Raw genomic sequence first — 24,246 nt, forward strand, 5'->3', positions numbered from 1 at the left:
ATCTGCGTAAAATTTATACAAAGGATAATTAATGACTGCTTTAATCACCGCTCAAGGTCTGGGATTTTTTGATTCTTCTTTAAACATCATTGGACAAAATGGTGTTCTTGGCAACGGAAGCCTGGGCCAAAATGGCGAACAACTTTATGTCAATGCGGCGACGGGAAATTTACTGGTGCAACGACAAGATGAAATCTTGGTTGGTCAGGGATTAGATACTCGCGTTGTTCGCACCTACAACAGCAAAGGTTTGTTCAACGACGATAACAAAGACAATTGGCGTCTTAACCTCGAAAAGTCTCTTTCGTTTAGTGGTGTGAACAATCAAGCGGGCGGCACGATTACTCGTCTGGGCGGCGACGGCAGTCAAACAGTCTATACCTACAATGAAGATAAGGGTCACTATGAATCGACGGCGGGTAGCGGTGCCCACGACAGCATTCGTTGGGACGATGAAAACGAGCAATGGATTTGGCAGAACGGCAGCTCACAAGTTGAAGAAGTTTACGGTGCCGATGGTCGCATCCAAGCCATGCGTGATCCCGATGGCAACACCACCACTTATGGTTACACCGATGCATTAATTACCACCATTACACAATCCGATGGTCAAGTTACCACATTAAATTACGACGGCGATGAATTACAGTCCATTGAAACTTTAAAAGACGGTCAGGTGAAAAGTCGCGTCAGTTACGATTATGACGATGCCGGACGATTAGACACCGTCACCGTGGATATCACGTCAAGTATTGACAACGAAACTCAATCATACGAAACGTCTTACACCTATTTCGATAACAATAATATTAAAAGTATCACTCAGAGTGATGGCTCACAGGTGTCGTTCACTTACGTTGAACGCGACGGTCAGTTTTTTGTGAAAACCGTAACCGACGGTGAAAACAATACAACCACTTACAATTATTACAACGATGCCGATGGTGATGGTAATTGGACTCGCAACAGCAATGACAACGGTCGTTATACCGAAGTTATTAATCCTGACGGTGAAGCCACACGAGTGTATTACGATCCGCAAGGCTATTTAACGCGTGTTGAAAGTCCCGCGGTTGACGGTCAAACCTTAGTCACTCGTTACGGTTACGATGGCGATGGCAATTTAATCTGGACCGTTAATCCCGATAATATTCAAACCGATTTTGATTATGATGCTAACGGCAATCAAATTTTAAGTCGTGATGGAGAAGGGAACACCGTCCGCCGTGATTTTTCGGAAGATAATAAACTCATTCGCGAGACGGTTTATCGGGTGGCCGATCCGGATGCGATGAATCAAGGTGAGGCTCCTAGCGATGGCGTCAGTACCTATTTTGTGTACGACGATGAAGGTCATTTACGTTTTACCGTCAACACCGAAGGCGGTGTAAGTGAAAAACGCTACACCACTCTGGGTCAGGTCGAACAGCAATGGGTATTTACTCAATCGACTTTCAACGGAGCGCTTTCGTTAGATAATGTGAGTAACCTTGAAGCGTTAACCACTTGGTCAGACAACCTGACCAATAAATCGAACAGTCAATTAACCACCTTTGAATACACGGCGTTTGGTCAACTGGAACGCACAACCACCTGGCATAAAGTCAAAGCCGACGGTAGTGGGGATGACTCGGATGTTAAACACTACGCCACGACACAATTTGTTTATGATCGTCATGGCCAGCTGTTAAAACAAATCACACCGCGCGGTGTGGCGACCGCGCAAGAAGGCGATTTTGAAACCAGTTACGTCTACGACGGTCTGGGCCGCGTGCGGCAAACCATCGATGCCAAAGGCAATGCGTTTACCACCGAGTACGATGACGCCAACTCCACCGTGATGAGTCATAACGGTTTGGGCATGATCACCAGCAGCGTGTACGACAATGCCGGTCGCTTACTCAGTGTCACTCAGCGCGGTAACGAAAACCGTTTACTAGGACAAACCACCTATTCTTACGACGCCAACGGTCGCATCACCTCCGAAACCGATGCGCACGGTTTCCGCACCTATTTTTTCTACGACACCGTTGGCCGCAAAAAATATTCTGTCGATCGCTTTGGCGCGGTGACCGAATGGCGTTATAACAATCGGTCACAGGTGGAAGAAAAAATCCATTATGCGAATACCGTTAGCGACACCTCGAGCTGGTTTGATAACGACACGCTCACCGTAACACTCACGACCGAAGCCTTTGAAGCGGCCGAGACGGGATTTAAACCGGCGGCCGATGCCGAACTCGACCGTAAAGTGATTAATACGTACGATAATGCGGGGCGTTTAATCAGCACCTTTGATGGTGCGATGACTACCACGCAAACTTACGACGGTGCTGGCCAACTGATTAAAGTTGAGCAAAGTGGCGCCGACGGGTCGCGTGTTAATCGCATGTTTTTCGATGACAACGGGCGAGAGTTAGGCACGCTCGATGCCGAAGGGTATTTAATTCAAAACCGGTACGATGCGGCCGGCCAACTCACTCAACAAATCCGTTACCACCAGGCGACCGACGAGAGCTTACGAGCTGAAGGCAATTGGGATGAATTACTGTCGAGCATCGAATCGGCGGCGGAATACGACAGTAACCAAAACATTCATCGCTTTAATTTCTACAACAATTCCGGTCAATTGGTGGGTACCGTTAACGGTGAAGGTTATTTAACGGAGCACCAGTACAACAAAGACGGTCAGAAAATAAAAACCATCGCTTACGCTGAGCGAGTAACCGTTGATGACAATACCACTTGGCAAACTCTGTCCATCACCGACAGTGAACAAGACCAGGTCAGCGAATGGGTGTACAACGCCTTAGGCCAGGTGATTGAAACCATTGATCCACAAAATAATGTCAAGCGCATGACGTATGACACCGCGGGTAACCTGGTTAAAGTCGAGCTTGCCGAAAAAACCGGTACCGGTGAAGTGCGTTATCAGTACAACCGTTACGACGAAGCGGGACGCGTGATTGGTAAACTCGATTCGAACGTCTCAACGGCATTGGGCGGTGAGGCCACCGTTACTGATATTGACAATGCGTTACTCACCGAAGGCACCAAAACGGTTTACGATAATGGCGGCCGCTTAACGCAAACGATAAACGCTTTTGGCGACAAAACCTGGTTCTTCTACAACGACCGCGGTCAATTGACGTATACCGTCAATGCTGAAGGCGGTGTGACTCAAAACGACTACAACGCCTTCGGTGATATTGAAAAATCACGTCAATACGTTAATACCATCGATACGACCAATTTACAGGGCGGTCACGACAGTGAAATGAAAGCCTTGGCAGAGCAAGGCGTTTTAAGTATTGATAACACGCTCGATACGGTTACCGAATTTACCTTCAACCGTCGCGGTTTATTGCGAGACACCTTACGTCAAATTATTAACTCCCAAGGTCAAGTGGATAACTGGCAAACGCGCAATGTGTACAACACCTGGGGCGAATTAAAAACCAAGCACAGCGACATTGATGAGACCAGTAATATTGAATCGGGTAATCACGTTCTGACGCAATCGTTCGACTACGATAAGCGCGGATTAAAAACCAAAACCACCGCCGATGTGGGCGGCATTAATCGCTCTACCGAAATCAAATACGATGCCTTTGGTCGTGCTGAAACTTTCATTGATGCACTGGGGAATGAAACCACCACCACTTACGACAAACTCGGCCGTGAAATCGTTGTGACCAATGCCTTGGATCACTCCGTCTCCACCACCTACGATGCGTTCGATCGGGTATTGACGAAAACCGATGCGAACAACACGACGACCCGTTATTCTTATGACGATGCCGCGCGCACCATGACGGTGACTTATCCGGGCGGCGTGCAAACGGTCACCACCACCAATGAATTTGGTGAAACGGTTAAAGTCATTAATGGTGAAGGGGAAGTCACGCAATACGAGTACGACGATAATGGTCAGCTGTTAAAAACCATTAACGCCTTAGGTCACGAAACGGAAAGTCAATACGACAAAGGCCGGCTTAAATTCAGCATTGATGCCGACGGGCGGAAAACGGAATACACCTACGACAAAGTGGGACGCGTATTCCAACAGATTGTTGATCCGGACAATCTGCGTATCATTTCTGAAAACTATTACGACGGCAAAGGGCAGACCGTTTGGACGAAAGACGCTGAAGGCGTTTATACCAAAACCGAATTCGATACGCTGGGTCAAGTCAAACGAGTGATTGTTGATCCGTCGCAAATTGATGCGTCGGTCTTTAAAACCGGCGATGCCGAAGCGCAAAAGCAAGCCTATGAAACCATTGGCGCGAATGAAGTCGCGCATTTAAATTTAGTGACTGAATATGCGTATGATGCGCAAGGCAATCAAGTCACGGTGACGGAAGGCGCCAGCAGTGATAATCCCAAAGTGACTCAATATGAGTACGATGCGCTAGGTCAACTTAAATTGAAAACCGTTGATCCAGAAGGTATACATTCAACAACATCCTACCATTATGATGAGCAAGGGAATCTTCTCAGTCAAAAAGACGCTCATAATAAGAAAAGCTACTTCGTCTACGATGAATTAAACCGAGTTATTTATACAGTTAATAAAAAAGGTTTCGTTACCGAAAAGATTTATAATGACAACGGTCAACTTATTGAAGAACGTCTCTATGACAACCCTATCAATGAAATGCAAGAGCGCCGTCCTGTCAATACGTTGGATTACATCACACGGGAAGCTATTGAGGCACAATTACAAACGGCTGAAAGAATTAATATCCAGGAAAATTTTGACGATAGCAACCTGAACGATTTCATTATCGACGGGAATAATGTATTCGCTGTAGAAAATGGAAAACTTGTATTCCATCACAACACAACCACGACTGAACCAGAATCTTTTAAAAGCAAAGAACCTCTTCAGTTCGCGCACGAGTTAACAACATCTTTCGAGATAACCGTCGGTGATGATACTCAAAACACCTATTTTTATGGCGGGCTTTTTAATAATCCAGAATCGACTGAGTCTGGTATGCACCGACAAAGTGTACTTATTGAATATGGTCAAATTAAATTAGTCAGCATTTTTGGAAATCAATTTGATACCAAAACGGTGGGGCGCATAGAAGCAAATTCAACCTATATCATTGAATTTGATACGTCATCTGATTTTTCAACTTTATACATCCATAAAAAGGGTGAGCCGAGAGATGGACAGCAAAGTTTAACAGTTGGTGTCGATGATGAAGAATGGGGAGATACTTACTTCGAAATACTATCTAATCCAGGTGTGCGTTCTTATGCTCCGATTGAGATAGATAACCTCTCAATTCAATCATCTAAAAATTACAGTCAGACGCAATACATTTATAACTCAAGAGGCCAAAAACAATTTATTGTGAATGCCGAAGGGTATGCTATTGAAAATGTGTTTGATGTTAACGGCAAAGTGATAGCGACTCATAACTATCAGGATAAGAATGCTATCCAGTCTTTAGTATGGGACGAGAATAGTGGCTTCAAATCTAACTCTAATCGCATTGAAAAAATATCTGGTGGAGAAGGATGGCAAGATATTGTGTTATCTGAAAACACAATTGAGAATGGTTCTGGAAGCTTGCGTTTCAGAGCTCCTAATGGCACTGAGAGCAACCGTTTTATTTCTGGTTTGACAACCAACAGTGATGGTTCATACGAGGACATTCAGTTTGGTCTTCAAATTAACGGAGACTCGCTGAGTGTTTTTGAATCCGGTTCTAATGTGCATACATCGAATATAGAGTTTAGTGACTCAACTGAATTTCAAATTCTGATAGAAGGTGATTTGGTAATTTACCAGTACAGAAACCTTGGACAGCAAACATTCACAACCTTCTACACATCTTCTCCGACAGACGTAAATAGCTTTGCGAATTATCGTGCGGGGGTTGCTATATTCAACGAGGGAGTAGTGCTTGAAGATATTGTGTTTAGTGATCATACCGATACTATTAGCACTCAATACTTCTATGATGAACTTGGTAGAAAAGTTTATACCATCGATGCGGGTGGATATTTAAGTCAATCTATCTTTGATAACTCAGGAAACGTCATTGAAACGCGTTCATATGATATTAATATACCCAACTATATAAATAGCAAAGAGCTTATCGATGCGTTTATTGGTTCAAACCAACAAGGAAGCGTTAGTAGTTTTGAACAACTGGAATCATTATCTTTTGTCAGTGGTACTTCATTCAGTTATCAGCTTCCTCAACTACTGGGAGGAACAGAAACCTCTGGCCCTATTAGCTATGCGATATCTGGATTGCCGGCTAGTATAGCGTTTGATTCTTTTTCGCATCGTCTCACTGGGCAGCCTTCAACAGCACACGAGGGACACTACGCACTAACAATATCCGCGTTTGATACAGCTGGAAACTCAACGACAAAAACTGTTTCATTAATTATAAAAAGTCCTGAGACGGAAGATTTCAACTACCATAAAAATCAATTTTTATATGATGCTTCTGGAAGACAACGCTTTAGTGTCAATTCACAAGGTAATATTACTGAGTCTATTTACAATGATCGCGGACAAGTTACCGAGACTAAAAAATATCGAAATCTGGCTCGATTCAATCTAATCGACAGCTTGAAAGCAGAGAACAAGCCACTAACCGCAGAATCTCTACAAGAAAAACTGAACTCTATGAGAGGGAGAGTCAAACTTTCAGTAAGCGCCTATGCTGTTTTTGATAGTGCGGGAAGAGAGCGTTTTAAAATAAATCACTTAGGTCATGTTACCGAAAATATTTTCGATAAATTAGGCCGAGTTATTAAAACAACCGTTTACGAACAACCCATTTCGAATATTTCATCAAACGCGAAAACAGAATCGTCTATTAAGTCGGCCCTCGACTCAACAGGAGCAAGAAGTAGCTACTTTATCTATGACTCGAAAGGGCAACTTAGGTATACCGTCGATGCCAAAAAGTACGTATCCGAGAGCATATACGATGCTAAAGGCAACGTCACAGACTCTATTGATTATGATAATGCTTACACAGGCTCACTTAACTTAAATGACCTAACTGAAGATAACTTTGCGCAAATTTATAACTTACAAAGTTTATCCGCGAATGACCGTCACAGCCGAACTGTATATGATGACCTAGGTAATGTCGAAAGGGTTTATGATGCCGAAAATAAACAACTTTTCGATCTTTATACCTACGACGCAAACAATAATGTTTTAACCCACACAAATAAAAAAGGTCACACCTGGGAATATGCCTATGACAGACTTGGCAATTTAATTGAAGAATTGTCACCCGAGGACAGATTTTATGTGACTTCCTCTATGGGATATTCGCAAGAAGCAAACACTCGGCTTATAAAACGCATGACTTTTGATGCATTCGGAAACGTACTAACAAAGTCTGAAGGCTATGTTGACGCTGAGTTTATACAAGATCTTGGCGTTTATAATGCTGACACGAGTGAAATGCGCACGACAACTTATCAATACGATGAATTGGGTCGTCAAACATCCGTCATACACCCTGCCATTCGCAAGTCTAATGGTACTTACAAGAGTTTATTTACAGAAACAACCTATGATGCTTTTGGCAATGCTGTGGTTAATAAAGACGCTGCTGGCAATTACAGTTACCGTGTTTATGATTCTATGAGTCGAGAGCGTTTTGCGGTAGATTCCGAAGGGTTTGTCACTGAGTATCTTTACAATGCACTCGGTAATCAAAGTGATGTTATACGCTACTCTAAACGTCTCAGTGATTTTGAAAGTCGTGAGGGTAAAGCCTACTCAGAAGAAGAGTTAGTGGCTTACTTTGAAACCAACGTAGACAATAATAAGCGTACGATCAGAAAGTCTTACGATTCGCTTAACCGCTTGATTAATATTTCGCAGCCTGAGGTGCTAGTTTTTGATCCAGCGACAGGAGAGGAGACATTACAAACACCGCAAACAAAGTATATTTATAATGCTTTTGGCGACCTTATAAAAGAAGGTATTTATCTCGGTAATAACGAGTGGAGTGAAACTCATTATTTCTACAATAAGCTTGGACAGAAAACTGGAATCGTCAACGCCTTAGGCCACTATACGGAAACTCAATTTAACGAGTTTGGTGACGTCGAACGTACCATTGAATATGCGAAAACCGTTAACTTTGATAGTGAAGGAAACCCTCAAGTCGATAACAACGGTAAACCGATTGTTGAGCTTAACCGTGTTGGCCAAGATAACTTTTCTGCTTCTTTAGGTACCGACCGCATAAAGTCATTTGAATATAATGCACTGGGTCAAGTTACCAAAGAGTTTGTCGAGACAATAGAATACAGCTCGGCCAATATTAATTTGGAAGTCCCGAATAAGTTTACGCAATCTAAAGCTTTGATAAAGGAAACGGGATACGATGAGTTAGGCAATATTCTGACCGTTAAACAAGGCGATAGTGTCCTAAAAACTGAATATAACGTTCTCGGACATGCCATTGCTGGTTCAGAACAAGCGATTGAACGCCTTACTGGAACTGAAGTCGTCGACATTAAAGGCAATCAAGGTGTTAGAAATTCTGGTATCGATCCCGATCTGGGATTAAGAGATTCGGAAGCGAGCGAGTCAAAAAAGGGTGCTTATACATCGTTTCATACTGATGTATTTGGCAATGTGTTATCAGAACGCCGTTATTTTTATGGCATTAGTGAAAGTGGTAATGTAACTAAAAGTAATCAGGATATTACTACTCTGTATCGTTACGACGTTCTTGGCAATAAAACGAGCGAGACAGATGGCGAAGGCCATACCACACGTTATTTACATGACGACCTTGGTCGAGTTATTGAAATACAAAAACTCTATAAAAATGCTCAGGAAACTAAAACCTACCTGTCAAAAACAACCTATGCGTACGATCGTAACGGTCAACAATTGCATACCGAAATCCACCTTGATAATAACGGTGACCGAAGCTCAGTTGGAACCTCTTATGATAATCAGTTGGATTTTTCTGCGACAGAAAACCAAATAAGTGCAGTTGCTTACAATGCGTTTGGAGAGGTCATCGCAAAAGGTGACAGAAAGTACGATCCTGATTCAGAAGAATCATATGAAGCATACGTTGCTAGTTTAGAAGAACACTTTGAATACGATGCTAATGGACGACTTAAAAGATCTGTTGCCGGTGATAATGAACATAATACGGGTACCATAACAACCGATTATTTTTACGATTTAAATGGAATGACACTCAAAGAGGTGACCAGCGATAAAGGCGAGAAAACTTATGAGTATGATATTTTAGGTCGTAAGCAAAAAGAAGTTCTACACGGTTATATTAAAACGTTTAATTTGGATGAAGGCCAGGATCCTTTCGAAGTAAAGCCAGAAATTAGCTACCAATACGATCGTTGGGGCAATGTTATTCAGAGAACGGATGCGGAAAATAATATCTATCGTTATGAATACAATCACCAAAATCAGTTAACAAAGGAATTTAAGCCGCTTGCCAAAGCCTACGATAAAGATGGCGCGGCGATCTTAGATGATGACGGTTTATTCCGTGCAGTGACTGAAAACTTTTACGATTTACAAGGACGATTGATTGCGACTTCCGAGCGCACACAACTTGGTTGGAACACTCGCTATAAAATATACAATTCATACAATCAAGTCATTACAGAAGTGGATGCCGAGAAAGCGCAAACTCACTACGCTTACGATGTGTTGGGTCGAATGATCGCCAAGGAAAATGCACTTGGTTATGTTCAAACCTTTGAATACGATAAAAACGATCAGCTCGTTAAGATGGGTGATATTCGCGTTAAAACAATTGATGGACAGGAAGAAGCTTATAATCAGGAGCTGGTAAAGTACGATTACAATGCGCTAGGCAATCAAACCAAAGCTCAGTTTTCACACAGTTTGGATGCTTTTGGCAATGTCATTTGGGCAACAACTTATACCGATTATGATGTCCGCGGTAATGTTATCAAGAAACAAAGTGCCGAGGTAACTAATAATATCGACGGTGACTCGATGATTGAGGGAACAACGGTTTATTCACACTTCGATTCCAAAGGCCGTAAAGATTGGGAAAGAAATGGATTGTGGGGAACAGATGCATCGACTCCTGCCAATCCCGGCAATACGAACTTAAATGAGCATCGTTGGACTTATGACTACTTTGGTCGAGCGGTAACTTACAACAATTTAGGCGGTACGGACTTTACCTATGTCTACAATGACAAAGGACAAATGATTCGTAAAGTCAGAACCAGCGAGAAAGACGTTACTCGCATTGATGTAAATAATAATGAGGTGTACGCTCATGGTATTGAGTACACCTATTATGATAATGGATCGCTAAAATCCATTATCGATAAAGATACCAAAAATTACAGTTACTATGGTTACAATAAAAATGGCCAGCGTGACTATGAACGTACCGAAGGATTTGATGCGCAAAATAAGCGATTCGATTTAGAAACGATAACAAAGTATGACTCGTTAGGTCGATTCGAACAGGTTCAAACCATTGATCGCTTGCAAACCGTTACTTATACAAGTCCTATCGATGGCACTTCGCGAACGACTAATGTCGTTAAGATGCGCGTTGACTACAAATACGACGAAGTTGGTAATCGTCGTGCCATGCAAGTTGCGAGTAAATTTGCTTATAATGCGGAAGATCCCGTTAATGCCGCTCCAATTGCACAATCGAATAGCCAAAGTTATACAATTAATGAGCCATTGAATGGTCTTTTTTCTACGGGCAATAATCCTCACATTATCGGTAATAATATTTTTAACGATGAAGATATTAGTCAAGGTTATTCGCTCACGTATTCAGCTGAAGTGGCTTACGGTCGTTGGGTAAGAGAACAGACTGATCCAAATGATCCAAGAGAACCACAAAGAGAGTACGAAGAATTTGACGAACTTAGAGGTTTCGTATGGCGTGAAATCGGTTATAAAGCGATTCCCGACTGGATGCGATTGGAAGTTAACAACAATCGATTTGAGTTACACATCGATGATATGCCTGAAGGTACCTCTAGTTATGGAGGTCTCGGGAGTCGTATCGGCAATCCTACCGATCAGGGGTCAACGGAAAATCCAGGACAATTTAAAATTCGACTCAATGCTCAAGATCGTTTTGGTCGTCGAGGCTATAGTTATTTTTTCGTTAATGTAAACCCTTATCAAAATAAACGCCCGAGTGTTAATCCAATTCAAGATATTTCCTTGTATGAAGGAACGTCAGATTCTTTTGATTTAGCAACTCAGTTCAGCGATGTTGAAAACGATGCTTTGACTTTTTCTGCTCAAGCATTCAATAGTTCAGGACAGTTGGTTGAGTTACCCAATTGGATAACTTTGAGTTCTACAGGTGAATTGCAAATCGTTAATGCAAAAGCATTAAACAATCAAGACAGAAGTGTTCGCATAAAAATTACGGCCACTGAAACAAGTACTAGTGAAAGTTATTCCGTTAGTGACGAATTTGTTGTTAATGTTATTGCTCAAAATGACGCGCCAGAGATAGACGAGGGAATTACCGATCAGTCAAATATTCATGCTGAAATTGGTGAGTTTTTTGAGTTTTATATTCCCGAGGATGCATTTAAAGATGTTAATGGTGACGATTTAGAATATGAGATTTCAGGGTTACCACTAAACCTTCAATTTAATGCTGAAACGAAACGTATTTACGGAACACCTACCTTAGCAGAAGAGGGACTGTATAACGTTAAGGTCACTGTAAAAGATCCGTCCGGTTTATCGGCAACGGATGAGTTTTTTATAAGCGTTAATAATACGCCTTTAGCGCAAGGGACACTCAATGATCGCTCTTATGAGGCCACACGAGAGTTTCACTTTAATATCCGAACTCCGTTTAGCGATCCCAATGGAGACACGCTTGTTTATGAAGCTAAACAACGCGTTGAATTTGATATACCTATTGATGACGATGGTGAAATCGAGCCATTTGATGATCGCTTTACTCCATTAAACCAACCGTTAAATTTTCCAAACAACGAAAGTGGCTCTTTCATAACGGATATTCCAGATTGGATGGAGTTTGATCAACAGTCAGGCGTATTCTCTGGAAGTGCGCCAACATCTGCCGCTGGCGAGACGTTTAATATACGTGTTCGAGCATTCGATGGTTATCGAACATCGCCATGGCGTGAGTTTGAATTTTCAATTACGCCTTATGTGAATCAGCGACCAACGGCCGGCAATTTATCGAATAAAATCATCGATGAAGGCGATGCACTGAATTATCAAATTAATAAAAGTCTCTTTAACGACGCGGATGGCGATACGTTAACTTACAGCGTCTATCAGATCGTCAACGGACAACAACGTCCAATTCCAAGTTGGATGACACAATCGGAAAACAGCGATCGCATTCTATTAGGAGGTTCTTTAACAGGTATTACGCACGATCAAAATTATCGACTGCGTGTTGTTGCTACAGAAGTTGGGACCGACGAATCCTATTCGGTTGCCAAAGACTTTACGATTACAGTGATTGCCGATAACGACGCTCCCATTGTGAGTAATCCTCCAACTGCGCCCTACACGGTACTGGCCGATGAAACAAGAATTCTTAATTTACCGGATGATTTATTTACCGATCCAAATAGCGATGCATTAACCATTACTGTCGATAATAAACCCAGCTGGATTACTTTTGATGCTGCCAATATGAGACTCACAGCAAACGCTCCTGCGTCTCAAGTGGGTGCTCATACGGTAACATTACGCGCAACAGATCCAGAAGGCGCTTTCGTTACACAAACCATCAACATCAACGTTAATCGCTTACCAATCGTCACAGGATCTTGGCCGACGTCACAAACCCGTGAAGTGGAACGTTTCTACTCCTTTAATGTAGCCAATTTATTTTCTGATCCCGATGGTCATGCACTGACGTTTTCTGCGCAAGAACAAGTGACGATAGACATTCCAGGTGATGATTTTGAAGATGACCCTCGATTTGGTGAACCGGTTCGTGAAACAAATTTCCCTTCCGGTCCTGGAGAAACAGTCACTTTCTATCGTGATCTGCCTGATTGGTTAAATATAACGGAAACCGGTGTTATCAGCGGAACACCGCCGACGAATCTTGAAAATACAAGTTTAACGATTCGTGTTGCGGTTAACGATGGATTTTCGACTATTTATCGAGAATACGATCTAAACCTAACACCTTATATTAATCAGCGTCCAACCGCAGGCAACCTAGGTAACCGAACGATAGGCGAAGGTGACACACTTAATTATCAAATTAATAAAAATCTATTTAATGACGCCGATGGCGATACGTTAACTTACAGCGTTTATCACATCGTTAATGGACAGCAGCGCGCTATTCCGGGATGGATGACTCAATCGGAAAATAGCGATCGCATTTTATTAGGAGGTTCTTTAGCAGGGATCACGCAGGATCAAAGTTATCGACTTCGCGTTGTCGCAACTGAAGTAGGCACCGACGAAACTTATTCGGTTTCTGAAGACTTTTATATCAATGTGATTGCTGATAATGATGCGCCTATCGTAAGTAACGCTCCATCAGCGCCTTATACGGTACTGGCCGATGAAACACGAGTTATTAATTTACCGGATGATTTATTTACCGATCCAAATAGCGATGCGTTAACGATTACTGTCGATAATAAACCCAGCTGGATCACTTTTGATGCTGCCAATATGAGACTCACAGCAAACGCTCCTTCGTCTCAAGTGGGTGCCCATACGGTAACATTACGTGCAACGGATCCAGAAGGCGCCTTCGTTACACAAACCATTAACATCAACGTTAATCGCTTACCAATCGTCACAGGATCTTGGCCGACGTCACAAACCCGTGAAGTGGAACGTTTCTACTCCTTTAATGTAGCCAATTTATTTTCTGATCCCGATGGTCATGCACTGACGTTTTCTGCGCAAGAAAAAGCCGAGATAGAAATTCCCGGTGATGATTTTGAAGACGACCCGCGCTATGGTGAACCGGTTCGAGAGCCAAGTTTTCCTTCCGGTCCCGGCGAAACGGTAACTTTTTATCGTGACCTACCAAGTTGGTTAACGATGACGGAAGCAGGTGTGTTAAGTGGAACACCTCCAACGGGTACTCAAAACTCGACGCTTACGATTCGCGTTCAAGTGAGTGATGGTTACTCTATGGTTCAACGCGAGTTTGATCTCAATCTAACACCCTATGTTAATCAGCGACCAACGGCTGGCAACTTATCGAATAGAACGATCGGTGAAGGCGATGCGCTGAATTATCAAATCAATAAAAGTCTCTTTAACGATGCCGATGGTGATGCGCTGACTTATAACGTGTACCACATTGTTAATGGACAGCAGCGAGCTATTCCTGGCTGGATGACGCAATCCGAAAATGGTGATCGCATCTTATTGGGCGGTTCATTGACCGGTATTACGCAAGATCAAAGCTATCGAATACGCGTTGTTGCCACCGAAGTTGGCACCGACGAAACTTATTCGGTCGCGGAAGATTTTTATATTAATGTCACTGCCGATAATGATGCGCCGGTTGTGAATACTGCACCTGCATCCAGTTATACAGCACAAGTCGGACAATTCTTTGATCTGGATTTGCCGCAAGATACCTTTACCGATGTGAATGGCGATTCACTTTCATACACGGTTGATGGCAAGCCTTCATGGTTGAATTTTAATGCCGATCAATTGCGTTTTACTGGTACGCCATCCGCGGGCCAACTTGGCACCTACACGTTAATTCTGCGGGCGACCGATCCTGACGGTGCTTCAGTTTCGCACAGCTTTGATATTCATGTGAATCGTGCACCAATACAGTCAGGTAATTGGCCATCGACTCGCTCTACCCAAGTTCAAAGATCCTTTGCCTTTAATTTGGGCGCAGCATTCAGTGATCCGGACGGTCACAGTTTAAGTTTCTCTGCTCAAGAGGAAGTCACTGTCGAAATACCCGTCGATGATCTAGACAACGAAAGAGATTATGGCGAACCAATGGAACCGCAGTTTCCATCAGGTCCAGGCGAGACCTTTACTTTCTATCGTGATTTACCGAGTTGGTTAAATTTAAGTGCTGGAGGCGTACTCAGTGGAACGCCGCCAACGAATGTTCAAAACACAACGATAACGGTTCGTTTACAAGTAACGGATGGTTACTCAACCATTGCTCGTTCATTCGATTTAAATTTAACGCCTTACGTTAATGTGGGTCCTGTGGTTAGCCGTCCACTTGCTGATCAAGGTGTGCAAGAAACTCGAAGTGGCACTTATACCTTCCCATCGAATGCATTCACCGACAGCGATGGACATTCACTCAGTTACTCAGCTCGACTAACTAACGGCAATGCATTGCCCAGTTGGATGACGTTTAATGCATCGACACGTACGTTCTCGTTTGCACCAGGTTATGGTAATCAAGGCAGCTACGACATTCGTGTCACCGCGAATGACGGCAATGGTGGAACGGTTGACGATGTTTTCCGTTTAAATGTGACTGAAGGACCGAATCGTGCGCCTTACATAAACAGTGCATTACCCAATCAAACGGCACAAGAAAGTGTGTTGCGCAGTTTCAATTTTTCCAGCACAGCTTTCCGCGATCCCGATGGTCATTCACTAACTTACAGTGCGAGATTATCCAATGGATCATCGTTACCAAGCTGGATTGGTTTTAATGCGAGCACACGGCAATTTACAGTGAATCCAGCCTACGGTCACCAAGGTAATTACGACATTCGCGTGACGGCCAGTGATGGTCGCGGTGGCTCTGTATCAGATGTATTCCGCTTAACTGTAGCAAAAGGTCCTAATAGAAATCCTGTTGCTGGCAATATACCAACACAATCGATTAATGAAGGACAAGCGCTTAACTACACGTTAGCCTCCAGCTTGTTTACCGATCCTGATGGTGATGCGTTAAGTTATACCGCTTATCGAATTGTCAACGGTCAACAACAAGACTTACCCAGTTGGCTGTCGTTTAATTCGTCAACACGAACTTTCAGTGGTACACGTACCGGTATAACCCGGGACGAAAATTATGTGATCCGAGTGGTTGCTCAAGAAACGTCGACATCACAACGTTACTCGGCGTCTGATGATTTTACGTTAAGAGTGTTTGCCAACAATGATGCGCCAGTCGTCAATAATTCTCCTGCGTCCAGTTATACGGCGCGAGTAGGGCAAGCGTTTAATTTGGATTTACCACAAGATACGTTCACCGATGTCAATGGCGATGCGTTAACGTATTCGGTCACGGGTAAACCCTCATGGTTAAGTTTTACTGCGAACCAATTGCGATTTACGGGCACGCCATCCGCAAGCCATGTCGGTTCATCGACCATTACCTTGCGTGCGACCGATCCCGATGGTGCTTACGTAACAAAAAGCTTTGTGCTTCACGTTAATCGTCCGCCAGAATTAACGGGCAGCTGGCCTTCAACACGCGCTACACAAGTGCAGCGTTCGTTCGCATTTAACCTGGGCTCTGCTTTTAGTGATCCGGACGGTCATACTTTAAGTTTCTCTGCGCAAGAGGAAGTCACTGTCGAAATACCTGTTGATGACTTAGACAACGAAAGAGAGTATGGCGAACCAATGGAACCGCAGTTTCCATCAGGGCCGGGAGAAACCGTTACTTTCTATCGTGATTTACCCAGTTGGTTAAACTTGAGTGCCGGAGGTGTACTCAGCGGTACGCCGCCAACGAATGTTCAAAACACAACGATAACTGTTCGCTTACAAGTAACCGATGGTTATTCAACCATTGCAAGATCGTTCGATTTGAATTTAACACCTTACGTAAATGTGGGTCCGGTCGTAAGTCGATCGCTTGCCGATCAAAGTGTGCAGGAAACTCGAACTGGTACTTATACCTTCCCATCGAACGCATTTACCGACAGCGATGGTCACTCACTCAGTTATTCGGCACGCTTGAATAACGGTAGTGCGTTACCCAGTTGGATCAGCTTTAATGCATCGACCCGAACATTCTCCTTTGCACCGGGCTACGGTAATCAAGGCAGTTATGACATTCGCGTTACTGCGAATGATGGCAATGGCGGTACCGTAGCGGATGTTTTCCGACTAAGCGTTTCGCAAGGTCCAAATCGTGCACCATACGTTAACAGCGCATTACCCAATCAATCGGCACAAGAAAGTATCAGTCGAAGCTTTAGTTTCTCCAGCACGGCTTTCCGCGATCCCGATGGTAATCCGTTAACCTACAGTGCTCGCTTATCCAATGGGTCATCATTACCAAGTTGGATCAATTTTAATGCGAGCACGCGACAATTTACGGTGAATCCAGCGTATGGTCATCAGGGTAGTTACGATATTCGAGTGACGGCTAGCGATGGTCGCGGAGGATCTGTAGCTGATGTGTTCCGTTTAACGGTCGCAAAAGGTCCTAATAGAAATCCGGTTGCTGGCAACATACCAACACAATCGATTAATGAAGGGCAGACGCTTAACTACACGTTAGCCTCCAGCTTGTTTACCGATCCCGATGGCGATGCGTTATCGTATTCGGCTTATCGAATTGTCAACGGACAACAACAATCGTTGCCTAGTTGGTTGTCATTTAATGCGTCGACACGAACTTTCAGTGGCACGCGCACAGGCATCACTCGTGACGAAACTTATACCATTCGAGTCATCGCACGTGAAACATCAACATCGCAACGATACTCAGCGTCTGATGATTTTACGTTACGTGTATTTGCCAACAATGATGCGCCGGTTGTCAATAATCCTCCGGCGTCCAGTTATACAGCACGAGTAGGGCAAGCGTTTAATTTGGATTTGCCGCAAAACACATTTACTGATGCCAATGGTGACGCATTAACGTATTCGGTCACGGGTAAACCTTCGTGGTTAAGTTTTACTGCGAGCCAATTGCGCTTTAGCGGTACACCGTCGGCAAGCCAAGTAGGATCATCGACGATCACACTTCGCGCCACAGATCCCGATGGCGCCTACGTAACAAAAAGCTTTGTGCTTCACGTTAATCGTCCGCCAGAATTAACGGGCAGCTGGCCATCGACGCGATCTACACAAGTACAGCGTTCGTTCGCCTTTAACTTGGGTTCTGCGTTTAGTGATCCAGATGGACACGCTTTAAGTTTCACAGCTAAAGAAGTGGTGACCGTAGAAATTCCTGGTGATGACTTTGAAGAAGATCCACGATTTGGTGAACCGATGGAACCGAGTTTCCCATCGGCGACCGGCGAAACCGTTACCTTCCTTCGTGACTTACCGAGTTGGTTAAACTTAAGTGCGGGCGGCGTGTTGAGTGGTACTCCACCAACGAATGTACAGAACACCACGATGACCATTCAGTTACTGGTCTCCGATGGTTATTCGTCAATATTCAGAGCCTTTAATTTAAGTCTACGTCCATATCAAAATGTAGCGCCGGTAGTGAGTCGTGCGTTAGCCGATCAAAGTGTTCAAGAAACACAAAGTAGCACTTATACCTTCCCATCGAGTGCATTTACCGACAGCGATGGTCACTCACTCAGCTATTCGGCACGCTTGAATAATGGAAGTGCGTTACCCAGTTGGATCAGCTTTAATGCATCGACACGTACGTTCTCGTTTGCGCCGGGTTATGGTAATCAAGGCAGTTACGACATTCGCGTTACTGCGAATGATGGCAATGGTGGTACGGTTGCCGATGTTTTCCGGTTAAGTGTTTCACAAGGACCGAATCGTCCACCTTACGTAAACAGTCCATTACCCAATCAGTCCGCTCAAGAAAATGTGAGTCGCAGCTTTAGTTTCTCCAGCACCGCATTCCGTGATCCTGATGGCAATCCGTTAACTTACAGCGCGAGTCTATCGAACGGCTCTCGGCTACCAAGCTGGATTACTTTTAATGCGAGCACGCGTCAATTTACGGTAAATCCCGCGTATGGCAATCGAGGTAATTACGATATTCGCGTGACGGCGAATGATGGTCGCGGCAGTACCATTTTTGATGTCTTTAGGTTATCTGTTGCACCGGGGGCAAATCGTTCTCCAATTGTCAGTTCAGCGATACCGAATCGAAGTGCACAGAAAACGGTTTATTGGAGTTACACGGTTTCGAGTAATACCTTTACCGATCCCGATGGCGATAGCTTAACCTATTCAGCACAATACAAAACGCCTGGTCGTTGGATCGATCTTGGTGATTTTGGAGAGCGTGTTTGGGTAGATGGATTTTGGAGCAATGAATTACCGTCTTGGTTAAGTTTTAATGCGTCAACTCGTAGATTTACCGGAACGCCGCCCAGTAGTGCGCCTTCCAGTATTGAATTAAGAGTTGTCGCTAGAGATCCATCAAATGCTGCAGCTTACGAAGACTTTACATTGTCTATTGGTGCTGCACCGAATTCTGCACCTCGAGTAAACGCAGCAATACCCGATCGTGTCGGTTATCGTGGACAGTCATTTAATTATAGCTTTCCATCCAATACTTTTACTGACGCCAATGGAGATCGTTTAACTTACTCCGCGCGACAAAGTAATGGAAATGCGTTACCGAGTTGGCTTTCTTTTAATAGCCTTACTAGAACTTTTTCTGGTACTCCGCCGACAACGGGAACTTACTATATTTCAGTGACGGCTTCCGATGGCCGAGGCGGCTCAGTAACCGATACATTCCGATTAACAGTGAATCAACCGGTGAATCAACCGCCTGTTTTAAATCGCGAATTGCTCGATATGTTCGGCATGCAGCGTAATAATTTCTTATATCGGATACCCGACAATGCTTTTACGGATCCAAATGGGGACTCTTTAACCTATTCAGCGAAACAATCGAATGGTGCAGCCTTACCATCTTGGTTGAGCTTTAATGCTTCAACGCGAGTGTTCTCAGGAACGCCATACATCACTGGTACTTGGTATATTCGAATTACGGCGAGTGATGGCAAAGGAGGCAGTGCGTCCGATGTCGTTCAACTGCGAATCATTCGTAACTTTGAAGATCCAACAGGTCCATTCGAACCAGGTGGTCCACAAATACCATTCAACATCGCAAAGACTTCGACATTGCAGCGAACGTCAGCTTCGCCTGAAATGTTACGCAGTGCTACTTCGTTCCAACCAATGACGTTGTCGGCTTCATCGGTGTCATCAAAAGATGAAACTTTACAAACAACTCGAGATGTTAAACGCTTGGATCAAGTGAACAAAAGTTTGAGACGAATCGATACGCGATTTACAAGAATGAATTTGAGTTCAGTGCGTAAATCTTTCGACACGAATCGAACAAAAGTGAATGCTTCGGACACAGGAGATTTGGTATCACTGTCGAAAAAATTAGAAACTACTGCGAATAGAAATGACATGCGCGGTTTCTACAGCACATTAGATGAATTTTCGTCACGATTACCAACAGAATCTACCGATACGTCACTCGCGAAGAGCGCTGTTTCAATTCAACCTATGGCGAAAAGTTTGACCAGTAGCAGCGATCCGATGACCTACGCATCGACAGCTGCAGCAACCACTGACACTCCACGGTATGCAGTTGAATTTACTGAAACAGACACGATTGGTATCGAGCCTAACGATAATATCTGGGCGCGAAATCGATATGAAGAATATGAAGATCGATGGAACGACATCATTCCACAAACGGTGGGACAAGTTAAAAATTATTGGTATCAATACGATAAAGAAAATCGTGTCACACTGGCCGAAGGTATCCGAAGTTATAACAACGGTAACCATGAGGTTAAAATTACGAAAAACCAAGGTAGTTTACTGAAGTACGATGCTTTGGGTAATCAAGTGATGCGAGTGTTTGGCGCAGACGATGCATTCCGAGCTGAAAAATACGAGTACAACTCACGCGGTGAATTGCTGGGTGTTTATCAAGAGTATAAGGAAATTACCGGCAGTAATTACAAGCGTGAATTTAGCGACACCGATTGGCTGAATGAAAACATTCGCAATAATTATTACAGTGATGATTCTAAATGGCAGTTAAGTCAAAGTCGTACGTATGACGTTGCCGGACGAGTGGTTAATCAAGCAACATACTATACGGACGAGTCTTCAAAAGTTATCGGCGTAAGAGCTTATGGTGGACGAACCACATTATATGCCGACGCTTATGGAATTAAAAAAGAAGAGCAGGTTACAGCCTACGATCTCGATGGCCGTGTGAAAAAAGTTGTCAACAAAGGCTTCGATAAAAATTATTGGGGCGATGTCTTTGATCGAAATAACAACAGCGACAGTGTTGATAACAGTGAGGCTAAAACGAAAGTTGATGATGCACATTATTATGATTTATCACAGGTTCTGTACAACGCTGGTTCCTATGATAAAGCAGGTAATCTTTCAAGTTATCAATATGAAAAGCTCCGAAAAGGAGAAGGAGACGAAGAACATAAGTCGCAATATGTTTTAACTTACACTTATCAATACTCAAGTTTTGATAGTTATAAAGTTCGTCATGTAAAGGGTAAAGGTGACACAACCGATCACAAAGATGGCAATACTTTTATTACGTTTGATAAGAACGGTAATAAGAAATCCATTCGAGAAACTCATGCGACAAAATTAACTGACGATCAATATCGCTATTTCCGTTACAACGGCGAGGGTCAGATCGTCTATAAGATGTGGGGTGAATTGGAAGATGGCGAACTCGTTACTGATGAAGACGAGAGCAATGTACGCCATTACTTTTATGCTAATGGTAAACAGCTCGGTTCTATCGATGGTGATGGCGGTATTCATTTCGACGAACAAGCGGCTTATAAATTAGTTAGCCCTCAAGCGGCTTCAAGTAAAAGCAGTTATTCAGTCCGTGACGGCGATACGTTACGCTCGATTGCGCAAATGGTGTATGGCAGTTCCACTATGTGGTACGTCATCGCCGATGCCAATGGTTTATCCGATGACGCAGCAGTCTTGCAAAGTGGACAAACGCTTGTACTGCCATCTGTTAATAGTTCAGCAAATGATGCCGATGCCTTTAAACCCTACAATGCAGGTGAAATAGAGGGTTCATTACAGCCAGCTGTTCCACTTATTCCACCACCGAAAGATGATGGCTGTGGAATTATCGGCCAAATCATAATGATCGTCATCGTCGTTGTGGTTACCGCTTACCTAGGCCCAATTGCAGCTAATGCACTAGGTACTTTCGGTGGATACGCTGTTGCCGGATTTGTCGGTAGCGTTGCTAGCCAAGTCGCGGGTAATGCCATGGGAATTGTTGATGGCATAGATTTCAAGCAAGCCGCTGTTGCAGGACTTACAGCCGGAGCTGGAGCCGCTATATCTGAAGGTCTTCAGGGAATGAAAGCCTTTAAAGAGATGCAAACCGCAGCCAAGATGCTAGCGGCTGGTATCTCTGTACCAGTCGGTGTTGCTGCTAATAAGCTATTAGGTCAACCCGCCTCGTTCCAGTGGTCCAATGTTGCTATGGCGATGATTGGCGCCGGTCTAAATGCTGAAACTGATATATCGAGCCAGGTAAGCGACACATGGTGGGCGCCATTTGCGGAAGCCGGAATGAGTATTGTACGAAGTGGAATTACCCACACCATTCGGAAAGGTATTTACAAAGAGGGCAAATGGGATACCGCGAGTGTGGTGGCTGATGCCTTTGGTAATGCTTTTGGTAATTCGGCAGCGGGCTATTTAAAAGCGCAAGCCGTCCCTGCTGAAATTCGTAAGCTCGGTTCTTCAGCCATAGATGCTTATTGGCAAGCTGAAGTTAAAGGTGCTGACCCTGCGACTGCACGTCAGACAGCTATAGATACCGCCTATAAATCTGAACGCTTTAAAGGTGCTGCTGTTGATTTAATGTGGGAAGACAATTTCAATGACAATTGGGATAAATCGTTTGGCTTGTCATTCGATCAAAATTTATTTGATGTGTCGTTTGAGAGTTCTTCAGCCACAGATGTCGCTGATACCTCTGAAGTCTCTCAAGCAAACACAGAAGGAACCGTAGAAGGCAACACTTCAGTCGAAGAATCAAAGGAAGTTGAGGCGGTGCCGGTACCAGTACCAGCTGAGGATACTGTAAGTACGGATCCTATTAATCAACAGGTTGGTGCGGGAATATTAAGTAATGAACTTTCGATGGAGGACATACATCATCGAGTTCGTTCTTTGGCTGGATCAGAAAGATCTTCTAGTGAGATTCCTGAATATCTCCGTATTATTGATCAAGATGCTTATGATTACTTACAAGGTTCGTATGGTGGTAGAAAGAGTTATAAGGAATTTGAAGCACTAGAGAATCTACGAGGAGAGCTAAGAGATGCGAGAGCATTATCTGGAGAGGAAAGTGGTACTCTCTTAGTCAAATTTAATAAGGATGTCAGTAACTTCCAGAAACTAGATGATATTCTAAAAGTTACCGGTGGATATTTTAGTCCTGAAACTGCTGCAGACTTGATCGATCAAATTAACAGCGGCGCATCTACTATAAATGTAGCTAGAGCTCGTGGCGAGTCGGAGCTATATTATGATCACTTGAAGTCAAATGATTCCAACAGACAGTCATTATTTGATATTCGCAACTATCATAAAAATGCAACCGCAAGTACCATTGATTTAGCGGTAAGTCGGTATGATGCGAGTGTACTTCACAATGATGCAGCGCTACCAATGCAGCTAGACCTAAGCGACGAAGTAGGAGTCAATCGAGCTGTCGATAGCGCCATAAATACAGCATTTCTTGTTGCAGGAATAGGAGATATAGCATTATTACCATTAGCATTAATGAGAGCTCCTGCTACACAAGTAACTAGAGGATTTGTTAGTGGAGATCCTGGTGCATTGAGATCTATCGTGAAAGGAGCAAAAGCAGGAAATACGTCAAAAATCGGTGAACTCGAAATAATCAAAGAGCTTAGAGCTCGAGGACAAAATGTTCATGTTATAAATGACCAGTTACCTTTAAGAAAAGAGCAGGGCAGGTATCATGAATTTTTCTTTGGAGGAGAAAGACCGTTATCTCATGAATTAGCTGATGGAATAGCGGGAGAGGTAAAAACTCCGGTAGGAGTACCTTTAAAGGAAAATGCTGTGTTTAATCATGCAGACAAAGCTGCACATAAGCAACTTCAGCCAGATGGTGGAGTTTTGTTTTTCAATTTGAAACATACAGAAACTAATCAAGCTCAACTTGATTGGCTTCAAACAATACTAAGGACTGGCGATGGTATTGATCGTCCACTTCCTCAGAATGTAAATGTAGAATTTGTACAATAAAGGAT

1 protein-coding gene is annotated in these 24,246 nt (G+C 43.6%); it reads left to right on the forward strand.

The window, feature by feature from the left end:
* Positions 1–31: 31 nt before the first annotated feature.
* Positions 32–24,241, forward strand: coding sequence for a putative Ig domain-containing protein (locus FAX86_RS16175; RefSeq protein ID WP_144394508.1), 24,210 nt, complete (start codon positions 32–34; stop codon positions 24,239–24,241).
* Positions 24,242–24,246: the final 5 nt, after the last annotated feature.

It is taken from the genome of Pleionea sediminis, from assembly GCF_007570825.1.
GTDB lineage: Bacteria > Pseudomonadota > Gammaproteobacteria > Enterobacterales > Kangiellaceae > Pleionea > Pleionea sediminis.